This is a genomic window from Paenibacillus ihumii, assembly GCF_001403875.1.
Taxonomy (GTDB): domain Bacteria; phylum Bacillota; class Bacilli; order Paenibacillales; family Paenibacillaceae; genus Fontibacillus; species Fontibacillus ihumii.
On record NZ_LN884297.1, the window covers coordinates 219,068 to 245,536 of the forward strand.

At 51.9% G+C, this 26,469-nt stretch carries 25 protein-coding genes and 1 pseudogene; 7 read left to right on the forward strand and 19 right to left on the reverse strand.

What is annotated here, in order from left to right; translation table 11 throughout:
* Window positions 1–52 precede the first annotated feature (52 nt).
* Both BN2762_RS03750 and BN2762_RS03755 read left to right on the forward strand, forming a co-directional pair.
* Window positions 53–1,030 carry a M23 family metallopeptidase gene (locus BN2762_RS03750; RefSeq protein WP_055105696.1) on the forward strand — a complete coding sequence of 326 codons (978 nt, stop codon included), beginning with the start codon at window positions 53–55 and terminating at the stop codon, window positions 1,028–1,030.
* A 30-nt stretch (window positions 1,031–1,060) separates the two neighbouring features.
* Window positions 1,061–1,477, forward strand: a complete 417-nt coding sequence (locus BN2762_RS03755) for a bactofilin family protein (protein ID WP_055105697.1) — start codon at window positions 1,061–1,063, stop codon at window positions 1,475–1,477.
* Between the two features lie 50 nt (window positions 1,478–1,527).
* Here the strand turns inward: BN2762_RS03755 and BN2762_RS03760 are convergent, their stop codons facing one another.
* Window positions 1,528–3,705, reverse strand: coding sequence for a YhgE/Pip family protein (locus BN2762_RS03760; protein WP_055105698.1), 2,178 nt, complete (start codon window positions 3,703–3,705; stop codon window positions 1,528–1,530).
* Between the two features lie 83 nt (window positions 3,706–3,788).
* The gene (locus BN2762_RS03765) at window positions 3,789–4,367 is read right to left on the reverse strand and encodes a TetR/AcrR family transcriptional regulator (RefSeq protein WP_055105699.1); all 579 of its coding nucleotides are present in this window, start codon (window positions 4,365–4,367) and stop codon (window positions 3,789–3,791) included.
* A gap of 401 nt (window positions 4,368–4,768) precedes the next feature.
* On the opposite strand from BN2762_RS03765, the gene BN2762_RS03770 reads away from it, so the two are divergent.
* Window positions 4,769–5,923, forward strand: a complete 1,155-nt coding sequence (locus BN2762_RS03770) for an MGDG synthase family glycosyltransferase (protein WP_055105700.1) — start codon at window positions 4,769–4,771, stop codon at window positions 5,921–5,923.
* On the opposite strand, the gene BN2762_RS03775 is transcribed toward BN2762_RS03770, so the two are convergent.
* Both BN2762_RS03775 and thpR read right to left on the reverse strand, forming a co-directional pair.
* The gene (locus tag BN2762_RS03775) at window positions 5,914–6,618 is read right to left on the reverse strand and encodes a cell wall hydrolase (RefSeq protein ID WP_230202410.1); all 705 of its coding nucleotides are present in this window, start codon (window positions 6,616–6,618) and stop codon (window positions 5,914–5,916) included. The genes BN2762_RS03770 and BN2762_RS03775 overlap by 10 nt on opposite strands.
* A 301-nt stretch (window positions 6,619–6,919) precedes the next feature.
* Window positions 6,920–7,489 carry an RNA 2',3'-cyclic phosphodiesterase gene (gene thpR, locus BN2762_RS03780; RefSeq protein WP_055105702.1) on the reverse strand — a complete coding sequence of 190 codons (570 nt, stop codon included), beginning with the start codon at window positions 7,487–7,489 and terminating at the stop codon, window positions 6,920–6,922.
* Window positions 7,490–7,637: 148 nt separating this feature from the next.
* On the opposite strand from thpR, the gene BN2762_RS03785 reads away from it, so the two are divergent.
* Window positions 7,638–9,332, forward strand: coding sequence for a methyl-accepting chemotaxis protein (locus BN2762_RS03785; protein ID WP_055105703.1), 1,695 nt, complete (start codon window positions 7,638–7,640; stop codon window positions 9,330–9,332).
* 1,058 nt (window positions 9,333–10,390) lie between these two features.
* On the opposite strand, the gene BN2762_RS28290 is transcribed toward BN2762_RS03785, so the two are convergent.
* The 8 genes from BN2762_RS28290 to BN2762_RS03820 all read right to left on the reverse strand — a co-directional run bounded on the left by BN2762_RS28290 (window position 10,391) and on the right by BN2762_RS03820 (window position 15,451).
* Window positions 10,391–10,567 (reverse strand): pentapeptide repeat-containing protein, encoded by a 177-nt coding sequence (locus BN2762_RS28290; RefSeq protein ID WP_083484769.1) that lies wholly within the window; start codon window positions 10,565–10,567, stop codon window positions 10,391–10,393.
* 158 nt (window positions 10,568–10,725) lie between these two features.
* Window positions 10,726–11,067 (reverse strand): KGG domain-containing protein, encoded by a 342-nt coding sequence (locus tag BN2762_RS03795; protein ID WP_055105704.1) that lies wholly within the window; start codon window positions 11,065–11,067, stop codon window positions 10,726–10,728.
* 81 nt (window positions 11,068–11,148) lie between these two features.
* A complete protein-coding gene (locus BN2762_RS27200) occupies window positions 11,149–11,295 on the reverse strand; it encodes a hypothetical protein (protein ID WP_187386469.1) in 147 nt (48 codons plus the stop codon).
* An 87-nt stretch (window positions 11,296–11,382) separates the two neighbouring features.
* Window positions 11,383–12,108, reverse strand: a complete 726-nt coding sequence (locus BN2762_RS03800) for a YwiC-like family protein (RefSeq protein WP_055105705.1) — start codon at window positions 12,106–12,108, stop codon at window positions 11,383–11,385.
* 34 nt (window positions 12,109–12,142) lie between these two features.
* Window positions 12,143–13,162: a GTP 3',8-cyclase MoaA gene (moaA, locus tag BN2762_RS03805; protein ID WP_187386470.1), complete on the reverse strand. Its 1,020-nt coding sequence runs from the start codon at window positions 13,160–13,162 to the stop codon at window positions 12,143–12,145.
* Window positions 13,163–13,218: 56 nt separating this feature from the next.
* Complete coding sequence (gene moaD, locus BN2762_RS03810; protein WP_055105706.1) at window positions 13,219–13,452, reverse strand: molybdopterin converting factor subunit 1; 234 nt, start codon at window positions 13,450–13,452, stop codon at window positions 13,219–13,221.
* Complete coding sequence (locus BN2762_RS03815) at window positions 13,449–13,895, reverse strand: molybdenum cofactor biosynthesis protein MoaE (protein ID WP_083484749.1); 447 nt, start codon at window positions 13,893–13,895, stop codon at window positions 13,449–13,451. Before BN2762_RS03815 ends, moaD begins: the two co-directional genes overlap by 4 nt.
* Before the next feature lie 65 nt (window positions 13,896–13,960).
* Window positions 13,961–15,451 carry an MFS transporter gene (locus BN2762_RS03820; RefSeq protein ID WP_055105708.1) on the reverse strand — a complete coding sequence of 497 codons (1,491 nt, stop codon included), beginning with the start codon at window positions 15,449–15,451 and terminating at the stop codon, window positions 13,961–13,963.
* Between the two features lie 162 nt (window positions 15,452–15,613).
* On the opposite strand from BN2762_RS03820, the pseudogene BN2762_RS27475 reads away from it, so the two are divergent.
* A pseudogene (locus tag BN2762_RS27475) lies at window positions 15,614–15,778 on the forward strand (aldo/keto reductase); the annotation flags it as partial.
* A gap of 52 nt (window positions 15,779–15,830) precedes the next feature.
* Here BN2762_RS27475 and BN2762_RS03825 read toward each other — a convergent pair.
* From BN2762_RS03825 to BN2762_RS03855, 7 genes are read right to left on the reverse strand one after another with little or no spacing between them, the layout of a single operon-like run.
* Window positions 15,831–16,478: a response regulator transcription factor gene (locus BN2762_RS03825; protein ID WP_055105709.1), complete on the reverse strand. Its 648-nt coding sequence runs from the start codon at window positions 16,476–16,478 to the stop codon at window positions 15,831–15,833.
* Window positions 16,475–17,524, reverse strand: a complete 1,050-nt coding sequence (locus tag BN2762_RS03830; RefSeq protein WP_055105955.1) for a sensor histidine kinase — start codon at window positions 17,522–17,524, stop codon at window positions 16,475–16,477. Before BN2762_RS03830 ends, BN2762_RS03825 begins: the two co-directional genes overlap by 4 nt.
* 20 nt (window positions 17,525–17,544) lie before the next feature.
* Window positions 17,545–18,012: a GAF domain-containing protein gene (locus tag BN2762_RS03835; protein ID WP_316246759.1), complete on the reverse strand. Its 468-nt coding sequence runs from the start codon at window positions 18,010–18,012 to the stop codon at window positions 17,545–17,547.
* A gap of 49 nt (window positions 18,013–18,061) precedes the next feature.
* Window positions 18,062–18,754 (reverse strand): respiratory nitrate reductase subunit gamma, encoded by a 693-nt coding sequence (gene narI, locus BN2762_RS03840; protein WP_055105710.1) that lies wholly within the window; start codon window positions 18,752–18,754, stop codon window positions 18,062–18,064.
* A complete protein-coding gene (gene narJ, locus BN2762_RS03845; protein WP_055105957.1) occupies window positions 18,751–19,320 on the reverse strand; it encodes a nitrate reductase molybdenum cofactor assembly chaperone in 570 nt (189 codons plus the stop codon). The genes narI and narJ overlap by 4 nt, the downstream gene beginning before the upstream one ends.
* The gene (gene narH, locus BN2762_RS03850; protein ID WP_055105711.1) at window positions 19,313–20,845 is read right to left on the reverse strand and encodes a nitrate reductase subunit beta; all 1,533 of its coding nucleotides are present in this window, start codon (window positions 20,843–20,845) and stop codon (window positions 19,313–19,315) included. The genes narJ and narH overlap by 8 nt, the downstream gene beginning before the upstream one ends.
* A complete protein-coding gene (locus BN2762_RS03855; RefSeq protein WP_055105712.1) occupies window positions 20,835–24,509 on the reverse strand; it encodes a nitrate reductase subunit alpha in 3,675 nt (1,224 codons plus the stop codon). The genes narH and BN2762_RS03855 overlap by 11 nt, the downstream gene beginning before the upstream one ends.
* Before the next feature lie 263 nt (window positions 24,510–24,772).
* Between BN2762_RS03855 and modA the strand changes: the two genes are divergently transcribed.
* Both modA and modB read left to right on the forward strand, forming a co-directional pair.
* Window positions 24,773–25,555, forward strand: coding sequence for a molybdate ABC transporter substrate-binding protein (gene modA, locus BN2762_RS03860; protein WP_055105713.1), 783 nt, complete (start codon window positions 24,773–24,775; stop codon window positions 25,553–25,555).
* Window positions 25,552–26,238: a molybdate ABC transporter permease subunit gene (modB, locus tag BN2762_RS03865; protein ID WP_055105714.1), complete on the forward strand. Its 687-nt coding sequence runs from the start codon at window positions 25,552–25,554 to the stop codon at window positions 26,236–26,238. The genes modA and modB overlap by 4 nt, the downstream gene beginning before the upstream one ends.
* The last annotated feature ends 231 nt before the right edge of the window (window positions 26,239–26,469 follow it).

Here is a 26,469-nt window from a genome sequence, read left to right on the forward strand (position 1 = left end):
GGGAGAATAGATACAGTAATAGAAGCTATCAAATATACGGGAAGGAGATGCCATGAGAAGTGCTAGTTTATCCCGCCGCATGACGCTGCTCGTTCTCCGGGAAGCCAATCAGCCCGTCAAGCAAATCCAGGTATCGAAACCGTTCGTCATTGCCGTGCCCATCGTCGCCCTGCTATCCATTTCCGGCCTGATTGTCAGCTTGCAGATGCAGTCAGAGAACACCATTTCGCGCCTGGAGGATACGCTAAAGCTGCAGAACCTTAAATTCGAAGCCGTCGTCACGGACAAGAATGAAGCGATCGAGCGGCTGCAGAGCCAGGTCATCACGCTATCCGGGCAGTCCAAGGAATTGATGGACCGCATGGAGCGGGTAAGCGAGCTGGAAGCCGAGCTGCAACAATTTATAGATAAATACGGGAGCCCGGGCGATGCCGGCAAGCTGTCCTCCCTCTCCAGCCTGTCCTGGGACGATTCGCTGGGAAGAGGCGGAGAGTTCATAGCCGTATATGATCAGGAAATTGAAGAATTGGCTCAGGAGACAAGCGACGATTTCCTGGAAATTAGCGCGATGCTTGATGAAATCGAGAAGAATGTGCCCGCAACGCTGCAGAAGGCCAAGCAGACCCAGTATTCCATCTCGGGAACTCCCTCGGAATGGCCAACGCTGTCCACCCGCCTGACGTCGAACTTTGGATATAGAACCGATCCGTTTACAAGGAAGGCTGCTTTTCATGCCGGAATAGACATTGCCGGCAAGATCGGCGACCCTGTGTATGCCGCGGCAGCCGGCAAAATCATCGCAGCGGAGAGCAACCGCTCCCGCGGCAAATACATTATAATTCAACATCCGAACGGACTGCAAAGCTGGTATATGCATCTCAGCGAGCTCAAGGTCTCCGAGGGAGATGCCGTCAAGAAGGGGCAGACCATTGCAACTCTGGGCAATACCGGCAGGAGTACGGGACCCCATTTGCATTTCGAGATCGTCAAGGGGGACAAGAAGGTCAATCCGCTTTCCTATTTGCAATAATATATCCCATTCATGAACGGAGGGTAAAATATGTTGAAGGATCATAAAAAAGCGTCGGGATGGCAAGGTACTCTGATCGGGCAAGGCAGCGTTGCCGAGGGCAAGCTGGAATGCGAAGCCGGCCTCAGGATCGAAGGTTCGTTCCGCGGGGAAATCCACTGCCAGGGCCAGGTGATCATAGGCGAGACCGGGGAGGCGCATTCCAATATCCATGGCGCGGACATTATCGTGGCCGGCAAGGTCGTCGGGGATATCGCTTCGCAAGGACGGCTGACGATAACGAGCAGCGGGCTGGTGGAAGGCAACGTCCATGTAGCCAAGCTGGTGATCGTGGAAGGCGGGCTGCTCAACGGTGCCAGCAAAATGGAAAAGCCAGCCCCCGTATCGCTCCCTGCTGCCGATTCCAATAAGAAGGCTAAAAAGGCAAGACAGCCCGAAGCAGGGTAACCCCCGCTTTGGGCTGTCTTTTCACCGGTAAATCTATAGATTGATTAGAATTATGCCTCGGCTGGTGCCATGCTCGCTTCATTCCGGTTCTCGCGCCGCAGGAAGTACAGCAGGGTGAGGATCAGGAACACGGCGCCAAAGCCAGCCAGTATGCCGATATTCTGCCAGGCAATGCCGAAATCTCCGCTGGAAATGACCGCTTTGTAGCCGATAACGCTATAGGTCATTGGCAGGAGCGGATTCAGGACCTTCATCCAATCCGGAATCAGCTCAAGCGGGAATGTGCCCGCACTGGTTGTCAGCTGGAAGATCAGAATAAGAATCGCCAGGAAGCGTCCCGGATTATCCAGCCAGGTGACCAGGGCCTGAATAATGAACATGAAGCATAGGCTGGTCACGAAGGTAAAGAGATAGAACATCGGTACGCTGTGCACTTCCAGCTTCAGCACGTAAAGGACGAGTGCGGCGGACAGAATCGACTGGACCAAGCTCATGCCTGTGAAGGCGAGAGCCCGGCTCACAAAGCGGTTCCACCCGGTGGCCTCGGCCACGGATGAGCCTCTGACCGGCACGACAAGCGTGGAGATCAACGCTCCGACGAACAAGCCGAGCGACAGGAAGTACGGGGAGAAGCCGGTACCGTAGTTCGGAACCTCATTGATTTTATGCTCCTCGACTTCGATCGGCTGCGCGTACATGCTGACCAGCTCATCGCTTTTCTTCACGCCGGACGTTTGCTCTGCGGCTTCGTTCAGCTTGCTCGCCAGCTCCTCGGAGCCGGAGGCCAGCTTATCCATGCCGTCCTTAAGCTCGCCTGCGCCGCCAGCCAGCTGCTTCGAGCCGTTTGCGATCGTGCTGACGCCGCCGGTCAATTGGCCTACGCCACCCTGCAGCTGCTCGGCACCTCCGCTCAGCTGCGCCGCGCCGCTTGCCAAGCTCTGGCCGCCAGCCGCCGCCTCCGACAGCTTCGCGCCGAACTGCTGCAGCCCGCTCGCCAGCTGCTCTTGTCCGCCAATCAGCTGGCCTGCGCCCTGCGCAAGCTGCTGCTGGCCTTGCACCAGCTGCTCGCTGCCCTGCAGCAGCTGTCCATGGGCGCCGTGCAATTCACGCGCGCCTTTCAGCAGCTCCTGCTGGCCGGCGGCGACCTGCTCGCTGCCTTCGGCTACCGCTTTGCTCGCGGCGAGCAGCTTCTGTACCTCCGGATTGGCAGCCAGCTCCGAATTCGCCTTCGTCAGCTGCTCAAGACCGTGCGCTACGCCTTTGGCGCCTTCGGCCACTTGGCCGCTGCCCTGAAGCGAGGCCTCGAGCCCTGTCTGCAGCTTCGCGCTGCCCTGCTCGGCAGCGGTCAGGCCGGCTTGCAGCTTCTCGGCCCCCTGCAGCGAAGCCTGCAGGCCGGTATGAAGCTGCACTCCGCCTTCATGCGCCTGGACAGCGCCGTCCTCCAGCTGCTTCTGCGCAGCAGACAGCTGGTTCAGGCCGCTGGCGAGGCTGGAGGCTCCGCCTTTAAGCTCCTTAGCCCCCTGGCTAAGAGTGGCGATGCCCTCCGCCAGAGGCGACACGCCGCTTTGCAGCTTGTTCGTGCCTTCGACCAGCTTGGCCAGGTTCTCTTTCAGCTTCAGAGCTCCTTCATCCAGCTGCACGGCGCCGTCGCTGATTGTGCTGGCTCCGGAGCCGGCGTCGCTTAAACCGCCGGAAATTTTCTCAACCTGTTCAAACAGGGTTTCCGTATAAGCTTCAGTTACTTTAGCCGATACCTTAGCTTTAATTTCCTTTACAGCGGTTCCGCCGATTTGCGAAGCCAGGAAGTTATAGCCTTCGTTCGGCTCGAACACGAGCTTGGCGGGCTGCGGCTGCTCATCCATCAACGTGGTCGCCTTGGACGAGAAGTCTTCAGGAATAACGATCTTCATGTAATACTCGTCGTTCTTCATCCCTCTGTCCGCTTCTTCCCGGGTGACGAACCTCCAGGAGAAGTCGTCGTTCTTCTTCAGCTCGTCGACCAAATCCTGGCCGGCCTGCAGCGACTTTCCTTCATATTCGGCACCGATATCTTCATTAACTACAGCAACGGGCAGCTCATTCATTTTACCGTAAGGATCCCAGAATGCCGTCAGGAACATTCCACTGTACAGCACAGGGATGAACAGGACGACCAAAATGGGGATAATCACTTTTGGCTTTTTGAAAGAAGCTCCCAAATCCTTAAAAAACACCGACATTGATTTCATTAAGCTTCTCTCCTTTGATGTCTCTATATCTATTTATCTATATATGTTGGTTTCTGAGTTCTTCTCTCTCTACTTCTAGGCACTTATTCGGGGGATAAGCCCCCTGACAGAAAAATGTGGACGAATTCCCTGATCTGCTCTTTGCTCAGCGGCTCCTCACGCTTGTTCCATTCTGAGGTGAGGGCAATATAGAGCTTGAACATCACGAAGGAGACCACCTTCGGATCCAGCGAGCGGATTTCCCCGCGCTGGGCGGCGAGCGTAATTTTGCCCTCCAGGTAGCGGAGGATCTCGTCCTCGATCCGCTGAAGCCCTTCACGAGCCTGCGGCGTGCCGAAATCGCGCACCTCCTGGGACAGCTTGATGAGCAGTTCATGCTCGCGCCTGAACTCCAGGAGCAGATCCATGGAGTGATATACGTTTTCGAAGAAGGATTTATCCTCGCTAACCTCCGTTTCAGTGATCCGCTTCATCTCCTTAATGACGGAACGGAGAATCTCGTCAAAGAGCTCTTCCTTATTCGTAAAAAAGGTATATATCGTCCCTTTCGCCACATTCGCGATTTTGGCCACCTGATCCATCGTGGTCGCCTTGTATCCGAACAGGGCAAAGGATTTCTCCGCCGCCTCAATAACCTGCTGTCTGCGGTCTACTACGGCCATCTTCATCACCTCCTTTAATTGGAATGATCGCCGGCTAGCCTTACTCGAATATCTGTCGGCGCATTCCCGGCCTAGAGCCTTGATATTTCTGATTTCTCGGAAAAATGACCAAAAATCTATTTCAGTCATTCGGTCATTTTTCACTTTAGCACTTCGATTATTTCTTTGCAACACTTTTTTGGCTTAATTCTTTTTCCCCGACTTAAGTCCAGCCTTCGACCAGTCTGCAGGCTCTTTTGTTTCCTGCTGCAAACTTTTAAACTATAACCAGAACCGGACATTCACTTTACGAGTGGTGCCGGACGCGTAAACCATAAGATATACTTTCTAAATACGTTTAAAAAATACAAAAAAAAACCGCCCCATCAGGAGCGGATTTATTCCTTGAAGCAGGTGATAACATGTCCAAAAAGCGAGTGCTGATTCTATCGGAAGGGTTCGGCAGCGGCCACACTCAGGCCGGCCATGCATTGGCCGCCGGCATTAAGAAGCTCTGCCCGGACACAAAAACGAAAGTCATGGAGCTGGGCTCGTTCCTAAATCCGATTATCGCCCCGTGGATTTTGTCTGCTTACCGCGTTACCGTAAATACGAGTCCTGCGCTGGTAGGGATGCTGTACCGGAAAAAATACGAAAAGCCAGTCGGCCGATTGACCCGGCTGGCCCTTCATAAAATGTTCTACCACCATGCCTCCCAGGTCATTCAGCAGTTGAAGCCGGATGTCATCATATGCACGCATCCGATTCCCAATGCCATCATCGCAAGGCTGCGCAGCTCCGGCCTTCGCGTACCTCTGTATACGCTGATCACAGATTATGACGCCCATGGCGCCTGGATCAGCCCTGAGGTGGATCAATATCTCGTCTCCACGCCGGAGGTTAAAGAACTGCTGCTGCAGCGCGGAGTCCATCCCGATGCGGTACGGGTAACGGGAATCCCCGTCCATCCCGACTTCTGGAGCACCCAGGACAAAGCTTCCGCCAGAAGAGAGCTCGGCATCAAGCAGATGCCGACCGTCCTCGTCATGGGCGGCGGCTGGGGCTTGCAGCTGAAGGATGAGCTCTTTGACAAGCTTATCGCCTGGCGCGACAAGGTACAGATCATTTGCTGCACGGGGAGCAATGGCAAGCTGGCCGAGAAGCTGCGTGCCTGCCCGGAGCTAAGGCATGAGAATATAACCATCATCGGCCATACCAATGAAGTCAGCAAATGGATGGATGCCTCGGATATCCTCATCACGAAGCCTGGCGGCATGACATGCACCGAGGGATTAGCCAAGGGCATTCCCATGCTGTTCTTCGAATCGATCCCCGGTCAGGAAGAGAAGAATCGCGAGTATTTCGTCAGCCATGGCTTCGGCATGGAGATGTCGTCCCCGAAGCTTATCGATCAATGGTTCAAATCGATTACAGAGCCTTTGCAAGGCAGTCCGATTTACGGCAAAGCAAGATTCCGCCGCACCCCGGCATATCGGCCGGATGCCTGCGCCAAAGACGTGATCCAGCTGCTGCAGGGCAGCGCCTTTCAAACGAGGCTGGAGTACGCTTATTTATAGAAGGTATGATTCCCGATTTCCTTCGACTTGCTCTTCGTCCGGGCAACCGTTAAATCGGTAGCCAAAGAAAGCGACAAGAAATAATAAGTGTCGTCGGACACTTCCTTGCGCCCATGTAAAGCCTCCGTCACAGCCCGAATAGAATCCTCGTTCGGCGTAACCCGATCCATTCTTCCGTTCTGCACAGGACTAAATTGTGACTTCTGGTAAATAACTTCCTTAATCGTGTCGGGGTAATTGGCGGACCGCAGCCGGTTCAAGACAACGTTGGCGACTGCCACTTTGCCTTCGTACGGTTCACCCTCTGCTTCTGCCATCACTATTTTGTGAAGGAGATGCAGCTCTTCATCCGTCAGGGCGTAGTGCCAGGTAGCCTTATCCTTGTCTGCCTGGCTAAGCAGCTCTGTCCGGGTGAAGTATATTTGGTTGGGGGGAAGAGACATATCTATTGCTTCTGCTGCCTTTGCAGCCGTCTCAGCCTTAACCGCCTGACCCTGCACCAGAGCTTGCTCCGCTGCAAGGAGATGGCGTGTGAACAAAAGCTGATAACGCTGGTTTGCCTTGGATTCGTTCTGCTTCTTCACCGGAAGTCTGGAAATAAGCGGAACGATGGGTCGATAAATACGCCTCTCCTGAGACAGGGATGCGTCAAAGCTAGCGGCCGGATTCCGATCCTGCTGCTTAATTACGGACATATTATTTGATGAAAGCTCTATTGAACTAACACGATTCTGGCTATTATCCATACGACCCCATAATAATGAAATCGACCCTGAGCACACTAGAATAGCGCTTATTAAAAGCGCGACGTAACGATTCTGTCTGAAAATATACATATGGCCTCCTACAATTGCAAATATCTCTATAATGATTCTCTAACTATGTAACCGTAAAAAGAGGTTTTGAATACTTTCTCTGAAAATTTCGACATAAAGAGCCTTCCGAAAGGGAAGGCTCTCCTTATAATCGTTCTGCAGCTAGCGGAGAAACAGAGATTCATTTCCGTAAAGGAACGATCCCAACTACCTCATACATCGGACTTACGGTTACCCTAGTACGATACAACAAAATGGTGTCATTTGTCCAATCCCCAAAGGATATTCCTTTATTTGTCAGCGGTTCCTTCAGCCTTTCGGCCTCCGCGAATTTGCGGGCCAGCGTAATATGCGGGGCATACGGGCGCTCCTCCGCAACGTACCCTAGCCTGGTATTGACGGCGGTGACCCGGCTCTGAAGGCCATGCAGCGCAGCCAGATCCCCCTGCACGCCGCTCCATAGCACCCGGGGCTGGGCTGGGCGGCCGAAGGCTCCGATTCCCGCCGCTTCCAGCTGAAACGGCTCGATTCCGGAAACTGCCTCCCGAAGGCCTTCCAGTATCGCCTGTACGCGGGAAGATGGCGTATCTCCCAGAAATTGCACAGTGATGTGATAATCCGCCGGATGCACCCATTTGCGAAATTTCAACTCGTCCTGACGCTTCTGACACCAATCGTTCAGCCGATTCTTCACCTCGTCCGGCAGTGGCACGGCAATGAACAGTCGCCATTTTTCCCCTTCCATGGACATGATCCGCCTCCTTTGTGAAAACATTCTCAATATTTGTTTTTTTGTCACATTTGGACACTTACCGCTATTATTCAGCAAACAATTGAGAATTATAATGAACTTGTATATATCCATAACATAAAATTTAGGATAGGAGAACAATAACAGCATGGGATTAGCTCGAAAAATCACATTAGCGATCATCAGCCTCCTTATGGCCATCGGCTCCTTGATCGGCGTGTTCAGCTACCAGACCGCCTACCGTCAAATTCAACAATCGGTCGGCATTGAAGTGCTGGGCTGCGCCAACATTACTACAGGGCTCGTCGACCCCCGAATGATTGAGCAGCTGCTGCAGGGTGACCAATCCGTGTTGTCCACCGTAGAGGAACAGCTCAACTGGACCGTGGACCATAAATCCTTGTTTAAGGAGAGCTTCATCTTGTCTCTGGACGGCAAAATTCTGGCTGCCGACAAATACCTCCAGGCACGCGGCTACTCCGCGGGGGATTCCTTCTATTTGGCGGAGGCGGATCGGGATATGATCCGGGAGATGAAGCACTCTCACTATAGCAGCGTATATACATATGACGGCACTGAGCTGTTGTCGGGGTATGCTCCAATTTTCTTGAACCATGATCCGGCAGGACCTATCGTTGGGCTGATGACCATCAATTTTGACGCTTCCATCATTCACGGGCGCACATGGGAGATCATTACGCTGCCCTTCGTGATCGGCGCCGCAGTCTTGCTGCTCGGAGCGGTCTGCGTCTATTTCTTCATCCATCGCATGATCCGGCCGCTCGAGCAGCTTTCCCGGCAGGTAAACCAGGTCGCAGCTGGGGATTTAAGCGTGCAGCCCCCCGCGATCCGAAGCCGGGATGAAGTCGGGCAGCTCGCCAGCGATTTCGGAAATATGGCCGCAAGCCTGCGGCAGCTTATCGCCGAGGTCAATGAAACGTCGATGCAGGTCGCTGCGGCCTCCCAGCAGCTCGCCGCCAACACCGACCAGACCGGCCAGGCTAGCGAGCAGGCTGCGCAGATAACCGAGCGGCTGACGGAAGACACCGAGTCGCAGCTGCGCAGACTGGCGGACAGCTCGGCCGTCATCCGGAGCATGGCGACGGCCATCGACGAAATCAGCCACCGTGCCGAGGCTGTCGCGCAGTCGGCACAGCAATCCGCCGATGCCTCCCGGCAAGGCCGGAGCGCGGTGCAGCTTGGCGCAGCGCAGATGGAGGTCATGGAGCAGAAGATAGAACGGCTGGCCGCCATGATCGAGGAGCTCGGCAGCCATTCCAAAGAAATTCAAAGCATTATCGGCATAATGACCGAGATTTCCGCAGAGACGAACCTGCTTGCCTTGAACGCCGCGATTGAAGCTGCTCGAGCGGGGGAACAGGGGCGCGGCTTCGCAGTCGTCGCGGCTTCAGTACGCAAGCTGGCCGAGCGTTCGGTAGAATCGGCAGAGCAGGTTTCCGGCCTCATCGGCTACATGATTCAGCAAATGGAGCTGAGCGGTGAATCGATGCGCGATGCTCTGCAGGAGACGCTTCACAGCACCGAGCTTGTACGCAAAGCCGGCCATTCCTTTACAGCGATTGAATCCTCCGCCGCCTCTACCGCGGAATCGATCGAGGGGGTTGCCAGGAATGTCAAGGAGCTCTCCGATCGTTCCGTCCGTTTAGTAGAATCCGTAGAGGACATTGTTGCTGTAGCCAATGATAATGCAAAGCGGACTCAGACGATATCCGCCGCAGCCGAAGAACAGCTGGCCGCCATGGAGGAGGTTGGAGCGTCCGCCAGCTTCCTGTCCGGCCTGTCAGAGAAGCTGCACAGCATGATTGAACGATTCAAAGTATAGTTCCCCCAACAGCAAAGGGCTGTCCCAAAAATAAACTTTACGACCGGTTGCCCTTGATGGGACCAGTATGCTCTCGGTCTCAAGATGCGTTCGATGCGACTAATACGCTCTCGGTCTCTGCGCTTAATCGGACCACTATACTCTCGGCCTCAAGTTGCCCTTGATGCGACTAATACGCTCTCGGCCTCCGCGCTTGATGGGACCAAACTCGCTCTCCACCTCCCTTTTACGCCGAGTATGAACCGCGGGCTTCTCGTTCTAGCGAACTTGAATCCGGGAATCCGGGTTACTCGTTCGAGCGAACGTGAATCCGGGAATCCGGGTTACTCGTTCGTGCGAACTTGAATCGCGGACCTCTCGTTCTAAAGAACATGAACCGCGGCTTTCTCGATTAAATGGATTTATAGTAGTTAGTTTCTGCGTCAAAGCAAGGAAAGCAGATTTAAATGGATTTCATGTCGTTAGTAAGGAGGAACTGTCCATCATGGGCGGGATTCTTGATTTTAGGTGCATCAAATCCATCTAATCTGTTGAACCACTCATTTAGAACATAATTAGATACATGAAATCCATTTAGTTTTTGAGTTCGATAGGCAAACCTAAGTGGATAATAGTCGGTGTCGGTGAAGATTACATGAATTCCATTCAGTATTCGAGTTCGATAGCTTAGTTCGTGCTTTAGTTCATGCTTGTGTTTGTGCTTGTGCTCGTGCTCGTGCTTGTATTCGTGCTTGTATTCGTGCTTGTATTCGTGCTTGTGTTCATGCTTGTGCTCGTGCTTGTGTTCGTGCTTTAGTTCGTGCTTGTGCTTGTGCTCGTACTTGTGTTCGTGCTTATGTTCATGCTTGTATTCGTGCTTGAGTTCATGCTTGTGTTCGTGCTTGTGTTCGTGCTTGTGTTCATGCTTGTGTTCGTGCTTGTGTTCGTGCTTGTGTTCGTGCTTGTGTTCATGCTTGTGTTCATGCTTGTGTTCATGCTTGTGTTCGTGCTTGAGTTCGACAGCATATGTTCGAGTTTAGAGTGCCACAGCTTATATAAGATGAGCCAAAGAATGGGGTTCAGGCAAGGGAGAAATGGATTCCGGCAAACATTGATTCGCAGAAGCGGATTTCCAGAGACGAATCCCGCAGAAACGAATCCCATAGAGACGAATTCCGCAGAGACGAATCCCACAGAGACGAGTTCCGCAGAGACGAATTCCGCAGAGACGAATCCCACAGAGACGAATTCCGCAGAGACGAATACGCAGAAACAAATTTCGTAGAAACGGATAGCTTTCTAAAAGAAAGGGGGCGCCCCCGTCATCTATGATGACTTCTGGGACGGCCCCTTGCTTGGCCTAAAGGCCAGTCACGTATATTGTATAATCATCGTACCATGCATGAACACGCTGTTATTTATCCCTGCGCTGGCGAGCCCGCGCTTCGCCGCCTTTGCGGCCCGCTTCCTCGCGGCTCATCTTCCCGTCATCGTTATCGGAATTGCTGCGGGCTTCGCCGCCTTTGTGCCCGATTTCCTGATAGAACTCTTTGTCATGATTTTTAGCGGTAGCCTCGCCGCCTTTGCGGCCAATTTCCTGATAGAATTCCTTATCATGGTTCTTAGCGGTAGCTTCGCCACCCTTCTTGCCAATCTCCTGATAGAATTCCTTGTCATGATTTCTGGCAGTAGCCTCGCCGCCCTTACGGCCTGCTTCCTCCAAGCTCATCTTACCGTCACGATTGTTGTTAGCCATGGTTGGTTCACTCCTTATCGTATTTGTAAGGTACCGCATCGGGTACGGTATTGTATTACCCGCTCCACAGAAATCAAAACATCAGCGCCGTATAATATGCGTCTTGGCAACTGGTACATAGGTGACGTTGTCAAGCAAGAGATCGTAGCCAATCGGTTCTCCATTTACGGTTATCGTAATTTTCTTCAATTTATGATCCAGCTCGTTCGTTTGCAATTTCTGTTTCATAATCGATTTCTCTCCTTATACTTCTGTGCAGATTTGCATGGACGCTTAAAATTAACCTGCCTGGAGATCATCGAAACAGTAAGCACGCTAGAGCACAATAACAGCGAGGAGCAAATATTGAACAGAGCCGATAATTTCTATAATCCCTACTTTCATAGGCCGCAGTGTTCTCCCGGCAAAAACGAAGGTACGAATAAGCGGGAACAAATAGGCTGTCATCATCAGCGGCAAGCCTAGCAGCCAGGGAATCACCAGCAGGACGACATGGTATCCTTTTGCACAGGCGATCCACCGCCTATTGGTCCGCTCGCGGAATACAGACTTCACGAAGAACACGCTGCCCATGAAAAAAAGCACGTTAAACCAAACGACCAGCAGCATGGTGCGATCCCATCCGCCTCCGCCAAGCCAATAAGCGGCAGCCCCGCCGATCGAGAAGATCAGAACAGCACACAGATCATTCAATACGGCCCGTTCTGATTTTTGCTTCACATGCCATAAATTGACCGATAGCAGGACAAGCAAAATCGGCCCAAAATAAAATAGCTTCGGAAAGCTGATCAGAACCGGAACCAAGCATAATAGGGCAATAGCGCCATAAATCACGCCCCAAGCGACCAGGCGTCTGCGCTCTTTTTTGCGCTTGACCGATTGTAGAAACGGATACGACGACAAGTATAGAAACAGCCATGCCAGAATTAAAGGCAGATGCATCCACTGCGGCCGCCCCGTCACCATTCCGATCACAAACGGAACACTGACCATGGCCCATCCCCCATGCTCATGGGGAATGACGATCCCCTGCTTCTTCACATTCCTCTAACCTCTTCCCCTTATGCCATTTCTTTTAACCGCCAATATAGGACATATTGATTTTCTTCCGCAGCAGAGCCCTCTGCTCCGTTCGTTCATCGGAGTACCGATCCCCCCGCTGCTCCCAGACGCTTCGAATGGCGGCAAGGATTTCCTCCCTGGACGCCCCTCCCCGCAAGAGGCTGCGCAAATCAAAGCCCTGCGAGGCAAACAGGCAGGTATAGAATTTCCCTTCAGACGAGAGCCTAGCACGCGTACAGGTCGAACAGAATGATTCCGATACCGAGGTAATAAAGCCGACCTCGGCTTCAGCGTCCTTATAGCGGTATCTCTGCGCTACTTCACCATAATAATGCGGCTCCAAGGCCTCCAGCTCGTACACCCTGGACAATTGATCATAAATATCCCTTTTGGTAACCACGCGGTCCAGACTCCAATCGTTATCGTTGCCCACATCCATGAATTCGATGAAGCACAGCGTGATGCCCTTCTCTTTGAAGTAGGCAGCCATCGGAAGAATTTCCTGATTATTTACGCCTTTTTGCACCACCATATTTACCTTGATCTGAAAGCCGATTTCCCTGGCATGCTCAATATTGTCAAGTATGGTGACCGGTCTGATGCCGCGTCCATTCATATATGCAAATAAATCCGGATCCAGGGCATCCAGGCTAATGTTCAACCTGCGGAGGCCTTGATCATACAACGCTTGAGCATATTGCTTCAGGAGCAGGCCATTCGTAGTCAGGCCTATGTCCTCGATCCCTTCAATGTTCACCAGCCTGCCCACGAGTTCCGGCAAATTTCTGCGCAGCAGGGGCTCCCCGCCTGTTAAACGAATCTTCTTTACACCCAGAGAAGCAAACAATTGTGCTGTGTAACAGATTTCTTCCAGTGTCAGCAGCTCGCTTTTAGGCAAAAATTCATAATCATCGCCGAAAATCTCCTTAGGCATGCAGTAGGTACAGCGAAAATTGCAGCGATCCGTTACTGAAATGCGCAGATCGCGGATGGGCCGATTCAGCTGGTCGCGTATAGGTTCATTTCTCAACATCCCCTTTGCCCCTCTCATGTCCTCCCGCAATTACTTATCATATGGCCCTTTAGCATTTAACCGCCGCTCACGGGAGGTATTACAGCCACCGTGTCCCCTGTCCGGATAACATCATCTTGGCGAGCATACTCCTCATTCACAGCAACAAATACAGTTTTAGCCTTAAAATCCGGGTAGGCTGCTTGTACCCAGTCCATAAATTCCTGAACCGTCCATTCCTGACGATCAATGAGCTCCTCCGGCTTCCCTGTCACATCGCGCAGACCTGCAAAATAGAGCACTCGTATCATTCCGCTCTCCCTCCAAGCTCAGGCTTCTTCCCCTGCTCTCCAATCCATTCCTCGCCGTCTTCCCATATTTCCTTCTTCCAGATCGGCACCATTTCTTTGATGCGTTCAATTGCGTATTCATTGGCCCCGTAAGCCGCCTTCCGATGCGGTGACGATACGGCAATGACGACGGCAATGTCGGAAATGTGCAATTCACCGATGCGATGGGTTATCGCCACACGCGTGCCCGGCCATTTCTCTTCAACTTCGGCGCCGATTTGCGCCAGCTTCCTTTCCGCCATCGGAATATAAGCCTCATAAGCCAAATATAGCGTTCTGACGCCGTGTGTCCACTCCCGCACATGCCCCGTAAACGTAGTTACGGCACCTGCCCCCGGATGCAGCACCTTATCTATAGCATCCTGAATATTTATAGGCCCGTCGACTATTTCGTACTGCTTCATTTCCATCCACCTTACATCTAAAAATAGCTCAGGGCTACCAGCCGAATGACCGGTCGCCCTGATTTTCACGATACACTAATATCGCTGAACAATCCAACATAGTGGACGACTTCACCTGAATCATCTTTTACCGCATTGATCGTCAGAAACTCCAAATATTCCTCCCCATTCTTCCGCCGGTTCCAAATTTCCCCTTGCCACTGGCCCGTTTCTCGGATCGTATGCCACATTTCCTCGTAGAATGGTTTAGACTGCCTGCCTGATTTTAATATACTGGGCTTATGGCCGATGACCTCATCCTCATTATAACCTGTTAGCTTGGTGAAGGCAGGATTAACGCTTCGAATCCTTCCCTTGGCGTCGGTAACTAGAATTCCCTGCCCTGTATAGCGAAACACCTTACTGGACATGACCAGCCGGTCCTGATAATACATCCATATGACAAGGATTAGGCTTGCTAGAGCTACTTGAGACAAAGCCATGAACCCAATGGAATACTGCCCGGTCATGGAATAAATCATGGAGAGCATAAGCGGCGGAAAGAAGCCCCCCAGCCCCCCCATCATCGATACGATCCCATTCACGGTTCCGGCCTGCTTGCCGAAGTATTGCGGAACCAGCTTGAATATAACGCCATTTCCCAGCCCCGCACAAATCGCTATAGTTAAACTGCCTATTGTATACAACCCGATCGATGGAGAGAAGGCAAGCAAAATGCCGGAAAGCGTCAGCCCTAGAAATATACCCATCAGCAAAATTAACGGCTTAAACTTGTCGCCAAGCCATCCGCCCACTGGACGCATGAATGTAGCCAGTGCGATAAATCCCGCTGTACGCATCCCGGCATCCACTTTATCAAGCTCAAAATGCGAGACCAGAAAGTTAGGCAAGTACACGGTGAAGGCCACAAACGAACCAAACGTGAGGAAATAGAAAAGCGAGAAAAACCACAGCTTATCGCTCTTATAGACCGCCTTGATTTCCTCCTTAATAGGCGTCTTCCCTTTGACTTCTTTCCGGTCGCCAAACAGAAGATTTAAGCCGATAAAAATCAATAGCAAAATCAGATATAGCTTGACCGTTAATGACCAGCCTACCTGGGTCGCAATCACCGGTGCTGCAAACGTAGTAATCGCTGTGCCCAGATTGCCAATCCCGTACACGCCATTGACCAGCCCATGCCGTTCCTTCGGGTAGTACTTCGGCAAAGACGTTACGCCCACAGAGAATACGGCGCCGCCAACCCCCAGAAACAATCCGCCGATGACTAAATCGGTATACGAAGAAGCCTCGCTGATATAGAATACCGGGAACAGCAGCAGCACGAAGCTAACCGAGAATACGATACGCGCTCCGAACACATTGGCATAGTACCCGAAAGGGATTCTTAGAACTGACCCGAGCACGACGGGGATCGCCGTGAGCATCGCCAGCTTCTCCGCTGGAATTTGAATATCTTCTTTCATAAATGGAATGAGCGCCGAAATAATCACCCACACCATAAAGCCAAGTACTAAATTCATCGTTTGCAAAGGCAGCTGCATTTTTCTAATCATCAGATCACCTAATTCCTGCATACTGAATTATTGGTTCCCACGTCTAATTGTAAATGCAGTACGAGAAGAAAAATAATAGGGAAATCCCCTGATCGTGCCGAGGAATTCCCTAAATATTGTGCGTTTTAGATTTGGCTATGTTAACCTTTATTATAATATTCAGCGGGTGTGTTACTTGTAGAACCAGTGACAGCTCCTATTATCGGTGCTACGAAAACGTCTCATCTCGAAGATGCCATAGGTGCCCTTTCTATTACATTAACACCAGAGGAAATCGTATCATTAGAAGAAACGTATATACCTCACAGGATAATTGAACACGAGTAATATTGACTTTTAGTCAGCTAGCTTATTAAACCCCTTACGGGGCGGTTATTGGCTAAAAATCAAGCAGCTTCTTCTTGAGGGCGTACTCCACTAATTCCGGGCGGCTCTTTAAGCCCAGCTTCTCCATGATTTTCGCCTTATGCACCTCGACCGTCTTGACGGAAATGAACAATTTCTCGGCAATTTCTTTGTTCCCATAACCCTTAGCAATCAGTGGCAGCACTTCTATCTCCCGCTTGGTTAACAGATTGAAAGGGTCGGAATCACTGGATTCCTGATCCTTCTTGATGAACTCCCTGACAAGGGATGTCGCCATCTTGGAGTGAATGTACGTTTCCCCCTGATGAACGGTGCGAATCGCCGTCAGCAATTCCTCGTCCGGTGCGTTTTTCAGCACATAGCCTGCAGCCCCGTTCTTTAGAACATGGAATAAATATTCCTCATCGTCGTACATGGTGAGAATCAATATTTTGGTATCGGGATAATCACTGCTGATCTTGCCTGTCGCGATCAGACCGCTTTCTCCCGGCGGCATGCTTAAATCCATCAATAAGACGTCAGGGCTATGCTTGGCAACCATTTGATACGCCTCGATTCCATCTGCGGCCGTGGCCACGACCTCCATGTCGGGCTGATAATTCAGGATCATGGAGAAGCCGCTGCGAACGACGGCGTGATCGTCAGCGATAACAATTTTCACTGCTTACCCCCTCCTTGATTTGACGATAACGGAATGCGAAGATGGATCGTCGTTCCCACGCCCACCTCCGACAATATCGTTAATTGGCCCTGCACAAGCTCGGCACGCTCCCGCATCCCGAACAAACCCAGCCCTGTCCCTCGCGGATCCTTGGCGTTCAATTGAAATCCGGAGCCCTCATCCTGCACGATGAGCTGCAGTTCCCCCTCCTCCTCAAACAGCCTGACCAGCATTTCATCTGTATTCGCATATTTCAGTGCATTCAATACCGCTTCCTGGCAGATCCGGTAGACGACCGTCTCTATTTCGCTGCTGTATCTCGCAGCGGATAACTCTGCCTTGAAGTCGATCAGCAGGCCATAGTTCTTCTCCAGCCATTTGAAATGGGAGCGGAATGCCGCCTCCAGTCCGAAATCATCCAATGACGCCGGGCGCAATTCCACAGCCAGCCGCCGGATATCATCGAGCAGCCGGGTTAACGAGGCTTCCGTCTGCTGCAGCTTGTTCAGGACGACTTCGTCGGCATTCATATATTTCAGAACGCGCAGATCGACGAGGGAGCTTAACAGCTCTTGAGCAACGCTGTCATGCAGCTCGCGTGAAATTCGCTTCCGCTCGTCCTCTTGCGCCTTGATCACATATTTGGTCATATTGGTCTGATACAGCATTTCCTGAGTTCGGTATTGCTTCGTTAAATTAAGCAGCATGAAGACACGGATGCCCCTCGCCTCATCGATCACATGGAAGCTTGCTGCATAAGGAACAAGCCCTCTGCCCCGCGTATTCAAATACACTTGAAAGGAGGAGAAGTCCTCCTTCGTATTCTTCAAGAAGCAATTCACACAGGAGATCATCGCTTCTTCACTCGTATAGCCGGCACAGGAGCTGCAAATCGAGATCGTTTCTCCTTTATGCAGCTGTTCGATCACATCGTAATCCAGAATATTCTCCGCGGCCGGGTTCATATGCAGAATTTCCCCCTCGGAATTGACGAAGAAAATAGCCTCCATGCTGTTCTCGTACATATTCCTTAACAGATCTGACATCGGGATATCGATCAAGGGGCTCACTCCTCTATCAGCTCTTTGGTGAAATAGGGGCCGAATGATGGGTCGAGATACTGCCTGAAATCATCGAGCAAGGAGGCTGTTAACCGGTTTGCTTCGCGAAAGCCTACCAGCAATACGCCGGCAACGCGGCTTTCCTTCCATAAAGGAGTGGCGCATACGGCTTGAAGCTGCTCCGCAACGATAATCGGATAATTGAACAAATCGTTCGGATCGAGTTCATCCGCTATATTTTGAATCATCATCGGCTTTCCCGTCTTGAACACCATGCCGGCGATCCCTTTGCCCGAATGCAGTACAATCCGCTTATAGCGTTCGTTCAAATTGCCTGATGCGTACTGCCAGGTGAGTACAAACTGATCGGCAGCGGATTGAACAAGCGCAATAGAGACTAGATCAAAGTCAAACCGTTCCCGCAGTGAATCAATCGCTTGCTGAAAATCAAAATTCGGTTCATCCCTCATCATTTAAACACCCCTGCTTAGTGAAAAGAAAGAAGGCATAACGCCTTCTCTCCTACAATCCTTGTTTACGGTTCTTTCTGTATAGAATATAACTTCTGCCTACATAATTCAATGGAACACTCCAGACGTGAACCAGCCTTGTAAACGGCCATAGCCCAAAGATAAAGAAGGCCGATAAAATGTGAATTTTAAACGAAATCGGCACATCCGCCATTAAGCTGGCCTCAGGACGAAGGACAAACAAATTCCGGAACCATACGGATATCGTCGAGCGATAATCGAAATCAGGCTGGACGGTATTCGTAACGATCGTACTGTACATGCCCATGATGACAATAAATAACAATACCAGGTTTACGATAATGTCCGATGCGGAGCTCAATCTTCTTACATTTCTAATCGTCAGGCGCCGGGCGGTCAGCAGCAGCATTCCTCCCAGTGTGATCATTCCGAAGAAGCCTCCGATATACATCGCGCCCAGATGATACAGATGATCGCTAATCCCTATAGACTGTATCCATTCTTTAGGAATTCCAAGTCCGGCAAGATGGCCGAAGAACACGGGGATGATGCCCAGATGGAACATCAGGCTGCCGAGCCTCAGATGCTTCTTCTCGATAAATTCGCTGGACTTGGCTGTCCAGTGGAATTGATCATGGCGATAACGGTAGATATGGCCGACAACAAATAGGACGAGACATAGATAGGGGAAAATCACCCACAGGAATTGATTCCATAAGCTCATTGCTCTTTTGCCACCTCCTGTTTGACACAAGCCTTCAGCGTCTCCCGCAATCCCTTGATCAAGTGGTAGTAGGGATTTTCATTTTTCTCCAGCGATTTCAGCAAATGATAGGTGCCATCCTCAATGACGCCTGCCAGTACGCTAAAGTCTTTCTCGGCCTGTGCATTACCCTGCCAGCTTGCCGCATAAATAAACTCGCACATCAACGGCAAATAATCAGACAGCTCATGATCCGGCATTTCCAGCCCGAACATCTGATACAGAATTTTCAGCTTGGCCAGCATTTGCCCGCGTTCCTTGGTATCTTCGAATTTGAAGTAAGTCATATATAAGGTCGAATCCTTTTGAAAATCAAAGGTCTGCACGTACATTTCCTCTATTTGCTCCATACTGAAGCCATGCATCAAATCCCAGAATCTCCTCACATGCTCATAAGCCGGGTCGCCGGGATCCAGCAGACCTTCAATGACCGATGGATGGAAATCAAGCTTCTCCGGGTACGTTAATTGCTGGGCGAAAAAGCCGAATATATGCTTATATTCATAAAGCTTCTCGAGATTAATCACGCCAAATTCCCCCATAGAAGTAATCTTCTTCTGTCGCATTCTTCGCTCCGGGTGATCCGCCAATTCCGCAGCCCCCACAATCCATCCCGAAGCCCGCCGAGCCCTGGGCATGATAGGTGTCCAAGTACGTTTCCTTATGAGATGTCGGGATTACGAATCGATCCTCATATTTGGCAATAGCTAGCAGGCGATAGATTTGCTCGGTCTGGTGCGCGGTTAATCCCAGGCGGTTCAGCCGCCCCTCATCGAAGGCCTTGCCTGTCTGTGTGGCTCTCATATACGAACGCATCATCGCCAGACGCTGCAGCGATTCTTGCACAGGCTCGGGATCGCCGGCGGTTAACATATTGGCTAAATATTGAATTGGGGTTCTCATTTCTTCAATCGCCGGGAAGATCATATCCGGGTTCTGAATCGAATCCTTGCCTTCGAAGTAATTCATGATCGGACTGAGCGGCGGTACATACCATACCATCGGCAATGTCCGGTATTCCGGATGCAGCGGGAAAGCCAGCTTGTATTCAATAGCCAGCTTGTAAACCGGCGAATTCTGGGCCGCCTCGATCCACTCCTCCGTTATGCCGTCTGCACGGGCCTGTGCGATGACGGCAGGATCATTCGGATCAAGGAATAAATCGCATTGAGCCTGGTACAAATCCCTCTCGTTCGGCATGGAAGCCGCCTCCTGCACCCGGTCGGCATCATACAGCAATACGCCAAGGTAGCGGATACGGCCCGTGCATGTCTCGGAGCATACCGTCGGAAGCCCGGCTTCGATCCGCGGGAAGCAGAAGGTGCACTTCTCGGCCTTGTTCGTCTGCCAGTTGAAATATACTTTCTTGTACGGGCAGCCTGTCATGCAATAACGCCAGCCGCGGCAGGCCTCCTGATCGACAAGGACGATGCCGTCCTCGTCGCGCTTGTACATCGCTCCAGACGGACAGGACGCCACGCAGCTCGGGTTCAGGCAATGCTCGCAAAGACGCGGCAAATACATCATGAAGGCCTGCTCGAAGTTGAACTTAATCTCTTCCTCGATCTTCTCGATGTTCGGATCCCTCGGTCCTGTAACATGAGCGCCCGCCAGATCGTCCTCCCAGTTCGGCCCCCACTCCAGCTCCATGTTGTCGCCCGTAATGGCCGACTTCGGACGGGCCACCGGCTGGTGCTTCTTCTCGCCCGCAGTAGTGAGATGCTCATAGTTGTAGTTCCATGGCTCGTAATAATCCTTCATCTCGGGCATATCCGGGTTGTGAAAGATTTTGCCGAGGGCGATCTTGGACAGCTTGTTCCCGGATTTCAATTCAAGCTTGCCGTTCTTAAGCGTCCAGCCGCCTTTATATTGCTCCTGATCCTCCCAACGCTTCGGATAGCCGATGCCCGGCTTCGTCTCCACGTTGTTGAACCACATGTATTCCGCGCCAGGACGGTTCGTCCAAGTGCTCTTGCAGGTCACGCTGCAGGTATGGCATCCTATGCATTTATCCAAATTCATAACCATGGCGATTTGCGCTTTAATCTTCAAGCCAGTCAACCTCCTTCATCTTACGGACCGCAACATAGACATCCCGCTGGTTCCCGATCGGTCCGTAATAGTTGAAGCCATAGCTGAGTTGGGCGTAGCCGCCTACCATTTGCGTTGGCTTAACGTGAATTCGCGTCGGCGCATTGTGGCTTCCGCCGCGTTCCTTCGTAATCTCGGAGCCTGGAACGTTAATATGCTTATCCTGCGCGTGATACATGAACATCGTGCCTCTCGGCATGCGATGGCTAACCACCGCTCGCGCTGTAACAACGCCGTTCCGGTTGTACACCTCAAGCCAATCATTATCCTGAATCTGGTGGGCAGCGGCATCCTCGTCGTTGATCCAGACCGTCGGGCCGCCGCGGAACAAGGTCAGCATATGAAGATTATCCTGATACATGCTGTGAATATTCCATTTGCCATGCGGCGTTAAATAGCGCAGCACAAGCGCATCCGTGCCGCCGGCAATTTGCTTGTCCCGAGGGCCGAACACCATGGGCGGCAAGGTCGGCTTATAGACCGGCAATGCCTCGCCAAATTGCAGGAACAGCTCATGATCGATGTAGAAATGCTGTCTGCCTGTAAGCGTACGGAATGGCACAAGGCGCTCAATATTCGTGGTGAATGGGGAATAACGCCGCCCCATTTTATTGGATCCGCTGAACACCGGGGTAGGAATGACTTCGCGCGGCTGTACCGTAATGCTCTGGAACGTAATGCGCTCGGCTGCTCTGTCGGCGGAAATATCTTTAAGCGAAACGCCCGTATCCTGCTCCGCCGACTCCCATGCCCGCTGGGACACTTTGCCATTCGTGGCGGATGACAGATTCAGGATGGCGTCAGCGGCATGGCGGGCGGTCTGGAGCTTCGGAAGCCCATTTTTGATCGAATCATCATGATAAGTGCCGTTGATGCGCTTCAGTTCCTCATATTCCTCGGCGACCGAGAAGCTGACACCGTGCGCCCCCACTTTGCCTGTGCTCAAATTCGGTCCAAGAGTAATGTATTTGTCATAGATCTTCGTATAGTCGCGTTCGACAATGCTCAGATTCGGCATGGTCTTGCCAGGAATCGGCTCAGCTTCACCCTTATGCCAATCCTTGATGACGCCGTACGGCTGGGCAATTTCATTCACAGAATCATGGGCAAGCGGTGTAGTTACAACATCTTTATATACGCCGGGAAGATGCTCCTTCGCCATGTCCGAGAAAACGCCGGCAATCGTCCGGTAAATATCCCAGTCTGAACGGGATTCCCACAAGGGATCGACCGCCGGATTGAACGGGTGCACGAACGGATGCATATCCGTAGAAGACAAATCTGTCTTCTCATACCAGGTTGCCGCAGGCAATACGATATCCGCATACATCGGCGTCGACGTCATCCGGAAATCCAGCGCCACGAGCAAATCCAGCTTTCCCTCGACATCCTCTCGCCAGGTGATTTCCTCGGGCTTCTCCTCCTCGTTAGGCGTTGACAACAGCCCATCCGATGCGCCCAGCAGATGCTTCATAAAGTACTCTTGCCCCTTCGCCGAGCTGGATATCAGATTTGAGCGCCAAACAAATAGCGTACGCGGGAAATTCTCCGGCGCATCCGGATCTTCAACAGCAAAGCTGGCTTCTCCAGATACGATTTGCTCCAATGCCTGCTTCATAATGCCTTCGTTATCTGTTATGCCTTGCTGTTCAGCTTCTGCAGCAAAAGCGAGGCTGCTCTTGTTAAACTGCGGATAGGACGGCAGCCAGCCGAGCCGGGCAGCGAGCACATTGTAATCCGCGGGATGCTGATAGCGCAGCTCTCCCCCAGTAGGCGATTTCAGCGAATTCGTCCCCGTCTCCTCATACTTCCATTGATCTGTTGCAAAATAGAAGAACGACGTGGCATTCTGCTGGCGCGAAGCACCCTGCCAGTCCTTCGCAAAAGCAATCGCGGACCAGCCTTCGATCGGACGGCATTTCTCCTGGCCCACATAATGCGCCCAGCCGCCGCCGTTCACCCCCTGTGATGCTGTCAGTATGACCAGATTCAGAATGGAGCGGTAGATCGTGTCGCTGTTAAACCAGTGATTAATCCCGGCGCCCATAATAATCATGGAGCGTCCCCCGGTATCCAGTGAATTCTGCGCAAATTCACGGGCAATTTGAATGACGATGGAGGACTTGACGCCTGTGATGGCTTCCTGCCATGCGGGCGTATAGTGTGTTGATGCGTCATCATATCCAGCTGCCTCATGGTCACTGCCGCTGCAACGCACGCCATATTGGCTCAGCATTAAGTCATATACGGTAACGGCCAGGCGTTCTGTACCATCAGCCAACTGGATTTTTCGAGCCGGAATCGAACGCTTGAAGGTTCCGTTCCCGGTAGGATCAAAGAACGGGAATACCATCTCTTCCCACTGGGCGCCATGGGCTTCCACAGATAACGCCGGGCTGATCTTCGTACCGTCCTCGCGTTCCAGAATCAGGTTCCACTTCTTGTCCTTCTCCCAGCGCTGACCCATCGTTCCATTCGGAACCAAAATCTCATCTGTGGCTTCGTCGAGAATGACCGGCTTCCACTCCGCATGCTGTGATGTGTCTCCCAGATCACTGGCTCGCAGGAAGCGCCCAGCTTTGTAGCTGCCTTCATGCGGATCCAGAAGAATAAGGAACGGCATATCTGTATATTGTTTGGCATAGTCAAGGAACATCGGCTCCTGACGCTCATGATAGAACTCACTCAAAATAACATGGGTCATCGCTTGGGCAAGCGCCGCATCCGTCCCGGGATTCGGGGCCAGCCAATGATCAGCGAACTTGACGTTTTCGGCATAGTCCGGCGCTACTGATACTACTTTTGTGCCTTTATAGCGAACCTCGGTCATAAAATGAGCGTCTGGTGTACGCGTTAACGGCACGTTAGAGCCCCACATGATCAGGTAGCCGGAGTTGTACCAGTCGCTAGACTCGGGCACATCCGTCTGCTCGCCCCAAATTTGCGGCGAGGCGGGAGGCAGGTCGGCATACCAGTCATAGAAGCTGAGCATTTCGCCGCCCAACAGCGAGATGAACCGGGCGCCGGAGGCATAGCTGATCATCGACATCGCCGGAATCGGCGTGAAGCCGGCGATCCGGTCCGGACCGTACTTGCGGATCGTATAGATGAGCTGTGCTGCGATGATCTGCGTGGCATCCTCCCAGGATACGCGGACATGGCCCCCTTTTCCCCGGGCCTGCTTGTAGGATCTCGCCTTTTCCGGATTTTCCACGATACTTGCCCAGGCGGCTACCGGATTGGCAGCTTCCTTCAGGGCTTGCTTCCACATTCTCAAGAGCCGGCCCCGCATATAGGGATATTTCACCCGCAGCGGACTGTATTCATACCACGAAAATGAAGCGCCGCGCGGGCAGCCGCGCGGTTCAAATTCCGGCATATCCGGTCCGCATGACGGATAATCGATCTGTTGATTTTCCCAGGTAATAATTCCATTCTTCACGAATACCTTCCAGCTGCAGGAGCCGGTGCAATTAACCCCGTGCGTCGTACGGACGACCTTGTCATGCGCCCATCGTCCGCGGTACATATTCTCCCAAGTGCGATCCTTCTCTTCAAGAATCGACCAATGATCAGAGTAGCTCTCAATCGGTTTGAAAAATCTCAGTCCGAAATTCCGTTTCACTGGATGAATCACTCCTTCTGCAGAATGACAAAGATATGGCGGGAACCAATAATTTGTCTATTCTTATACCTTCATTATGAAAGGGAGCCATTCTCATTCCTATAAGGGGAAGTCCTGATATCGTTTCGGGGAAATCCCTCTTTCTTTCAAGAATCGCTTCTTCGTCGGCCGGCAGGGTTTACTTCCTGCTTCACAACCACTTATAATGAAACGCGAATCGTCCAACAAATACTGCATCATCACTGGAAAGGGAGTTTGTATGTATGAGAAGCCTGCGGACCTTTCTTGCCTTGTTCCTGTTCATCCCCCTTATATCTGCCGGTTGCAGTGCAGCTCCCAAAGAGCAGGTGGAATTAACCATTTCAGCAGCGGCAAGCCTTACAGACGCTATGAAAGAAATACAAGCCCTCTATGAAGTGAAGCAGCCTGCTGTTAAGCTCACTTTTAATTTCGGGGGCTCCGGCGCTCTGCAGAAGCAGATCGAGCAAGGTGCGCCTGCCGATTTATTTCTCTCTGCAGCAGCTAACAATATGAACGCCCTGCTGGACCAAGGCATGATTGATGACGAACAGCATGTCAATCTGCTGACCAATAAGCTTGTCGTTATCATGCCTGTCGAGAACACTGAAGAGGTACAAGAACTGAGCGGCTTAAAAGATAATCGCATCAAGATGATCGCCCTGGGAATTCCGGAGAGCGTCCCGGCGGGAAGCTATGCCAAGGAAGCTTTAATGTCTGCCGGGCTATGGGACAGCCTCCAGTCAAAAGTGGTACAAGCCAAGGATGTTCGGCAAGTTCTGCAATACATAGAGACCGGCAACGCCGATGCAGGCTTTGTCTACCAGTCCGATGCGCTGACCTCTTCCAAGGTGAAGGTCGTTTTTCCCGTTGATCCGGCCAGCTACACGCCTGTCGAGTATCCGATCGGCGTTATCAAGTCCACCAAGCATAGCAAGGAGGCCGCGGAGCTCTATAACTATCTTCAGTCTAAAGAGGCGCTGGACATTTTTATCAAATATGGCTTCGCTCCGGCACAGAACTTATGAGCATTCAAATACTTCAAATACCTTGGCATGAATTTTGGCCGCCTATCCGCTTATCCCTGCAGGTCGCCCTGCTGTCCAGCGTGCTGGTCACGATTCTGGGGACGGCCATCGCCCGATGGACATCCAGCCGGCAATGGAAAGGCAAAATTGTACTAGAGACAGTGCTTATGCTGCCGCTCGTCCTGCCTCCTACAGTTGTCGGATTCTTGCTGCTTGTCCTCCTGGGAAGGAGGAGCGGGATAGGCCGTTTCGCCGAATGGCTATTCTCCTCCCCGCTCATATTCTCCTGGTGGGCAGCAGTCATTGCCTCTATCGTCGTCTCATTTCCGCTCGTCTACCAGACGATGAAATCCGCGTTTGCCTCGGTAGATCGGGAGCTGGAGGATGCTGGACGATCCAGCGGAGCCAGCGAGTGGCAAGTATTTCGCCATATTACGCTGCCGCTCTGCAGTCCATCCCTGATGACGGCCTATATACTCGGGTTTGCCCGGGGGCTGGGGGAATTTGGAGCAACCATCATGTTCGCTGGAAATATTCCGGGCAAAACCCAGACGCTTCCCACCGCAATCTATGTAGCCGTCGATACCGGGAACACCGAATTGGCCTGGGCCTGGACCATTACCATCGTCTTCATTTCCTTCCTGATGCTGCTGTTGACCCGGCGAAAAAATAAAACATGGTGAACAAAGGAGCACTCCTCACTCCTTGTCCACCATCAGGCTGATCGGGAACCCCGTCTTTTACTTGAATGGGTTCTCCTATTTTTCGGAACTCTCTATCTTTTCCAGAACTATATCTATTTCCAGAACTATATCTATCCATATGGGAACCATCTTTATCTTTTCCGGAACTATCTTTATCCATATGGGAACCATCTTTACCATAGTAGAAAGTTAAACAAGCTTAGCTTCGTA

Excerpts from the sequence above, each read along its gene's own strand:
- BN2762_RS03820 (WP_055105708.1), bottom strand. The coding sequence starts at position 15,451 with ATGATTAGAAAAATGCAGCTGCCTTTGCAAACGATGAATTTAGTACTT.
- narI (WP_055105710.1), bottom strand. The coding sequence starts at position 18,754 with ATGAGCTTATGGAATCAATTCCTGTGGGTGATTTTCCCCTATCTATGT.
- moaD (WP_055105706.1), bottom strand. The coding sequence starts at position 13,452 with ATGATACGAGTGCTCTATTTTGCAGGTCTGCGCGATGTGACAGGGAAG.
- BN2762_RS03755 (WP_055105697.1), top strand. The coding sequence starts at position 1,061 with ATGTTGAAGGATCATAAAAAAGCGTCGGGATGGCAAGGTACTCTGATC.
- BN2762_RS03765 (WP_055105699.1), bottom strand. The coding sequence starts at position 4,367 with ATGGCCGTAGTAGACCGCAGACAGCAGGTTATTGAGGCGGCGGAGAAA.
- BN2762_RS03770 (WP_055105700.1), top strand. The coding sequence starts at position 4,769 with ATGTCCAAAAAGCGAGTGCTGATTCTATCGGAAGGGTTCGGCAGCGGC.
- BN2762_RS03760 (WP_055105698.1), bottom strand. The coding sequence starts at position 3,705 with ATGAAATCAATGTCGGTGTTTTTTAAGGATTTGGGAGCTTCTTTCAAA.
- BN2762_RS27200 (WP_187386469.1), bottom strand. The coding sequence starts at position 11,295 with ATGAAACAGAAATTGCAAACGAACGAGCTGGATCATAAATTGAAGAAA.
- modA (WP_055105713.1), top strand. The coding sequence starts at position 24,773 with ATGAGAAGCCTGCGGACCTTTCTTGCCTTGTTCCTGTTCATCCCCCTT.
- BN2762_RS03830 (WP_055105955.1), bottom strand. The coding sequence starts at position 17,524 with ATGTCAGATCTGTTAAGGAATATGTACGAGAACAGCATGGAGGCTATT.
- thpR (WP_055105702.1), bottom strand. The coding sequence starts at position 7,489 with ATGTCCATGGAAGGGGAAAAATGGCGACTGTTCATTGCCGTGCCACTG.
- BN2762_RS03795 (WP_055105704.1), bottom strand. The coding sequence starts at position 11,067 with ATGGCTAACAACAATCGTGACGGTAAGATGAGCTTGGAGGAAGCAGGC.
- BN2762_RS03750 (WP_055105696.1), top strand. The coding sequence starts at position 53 with ATGAGAAGTGCTAGTTTATCCCGCCGCATGACGCTGCTCGTTCTCCGG.
- BN2762_RS03835 (WP_316246759.1), bottom strand. The coding sequence starts at position 18,012 with ATGATGAGGGATGAACCGAATTTTGATTTTCAGCAAGCGATTGATTCA.
- modB (WP_055105714.1), top strand. The coding sequence starts at position 25,552 with ATGAGCATTCAAATACTTCAAATACCTTGGCATGAATTTTGGCCGCCT.
- BN2762_RS03775 (WP_230202410.1), bottom strand. The coding sequence starts at position 6,618 with ATGTCCGTAATTAAGCAGCAGGATCGGAATCCGGCCGCTAGCTTTGAC.
- moaA (WP_187386470.1), bottom strand. The coding sequence starts at position 13,162 with ATGTTGAGAAATGAACCTATACGCGACCAGCTGAATCGGCCCATCCGC.
- BN2762_RS03785 (WP_055105703.1), top strand. The coding sequence starts at position 7,638 with ATGGGATTAGCTCGAAAAATCACATTAGCGATCATCAGCCTCCTTATG.
- BN2762_RS03815 (WP_083484749.1), bottom strand. The coding sequence starts at position 13,895 with ATGAAGCAGTACGAAATAGTCGACGGGCCTATAAATATTCAGGATGCT.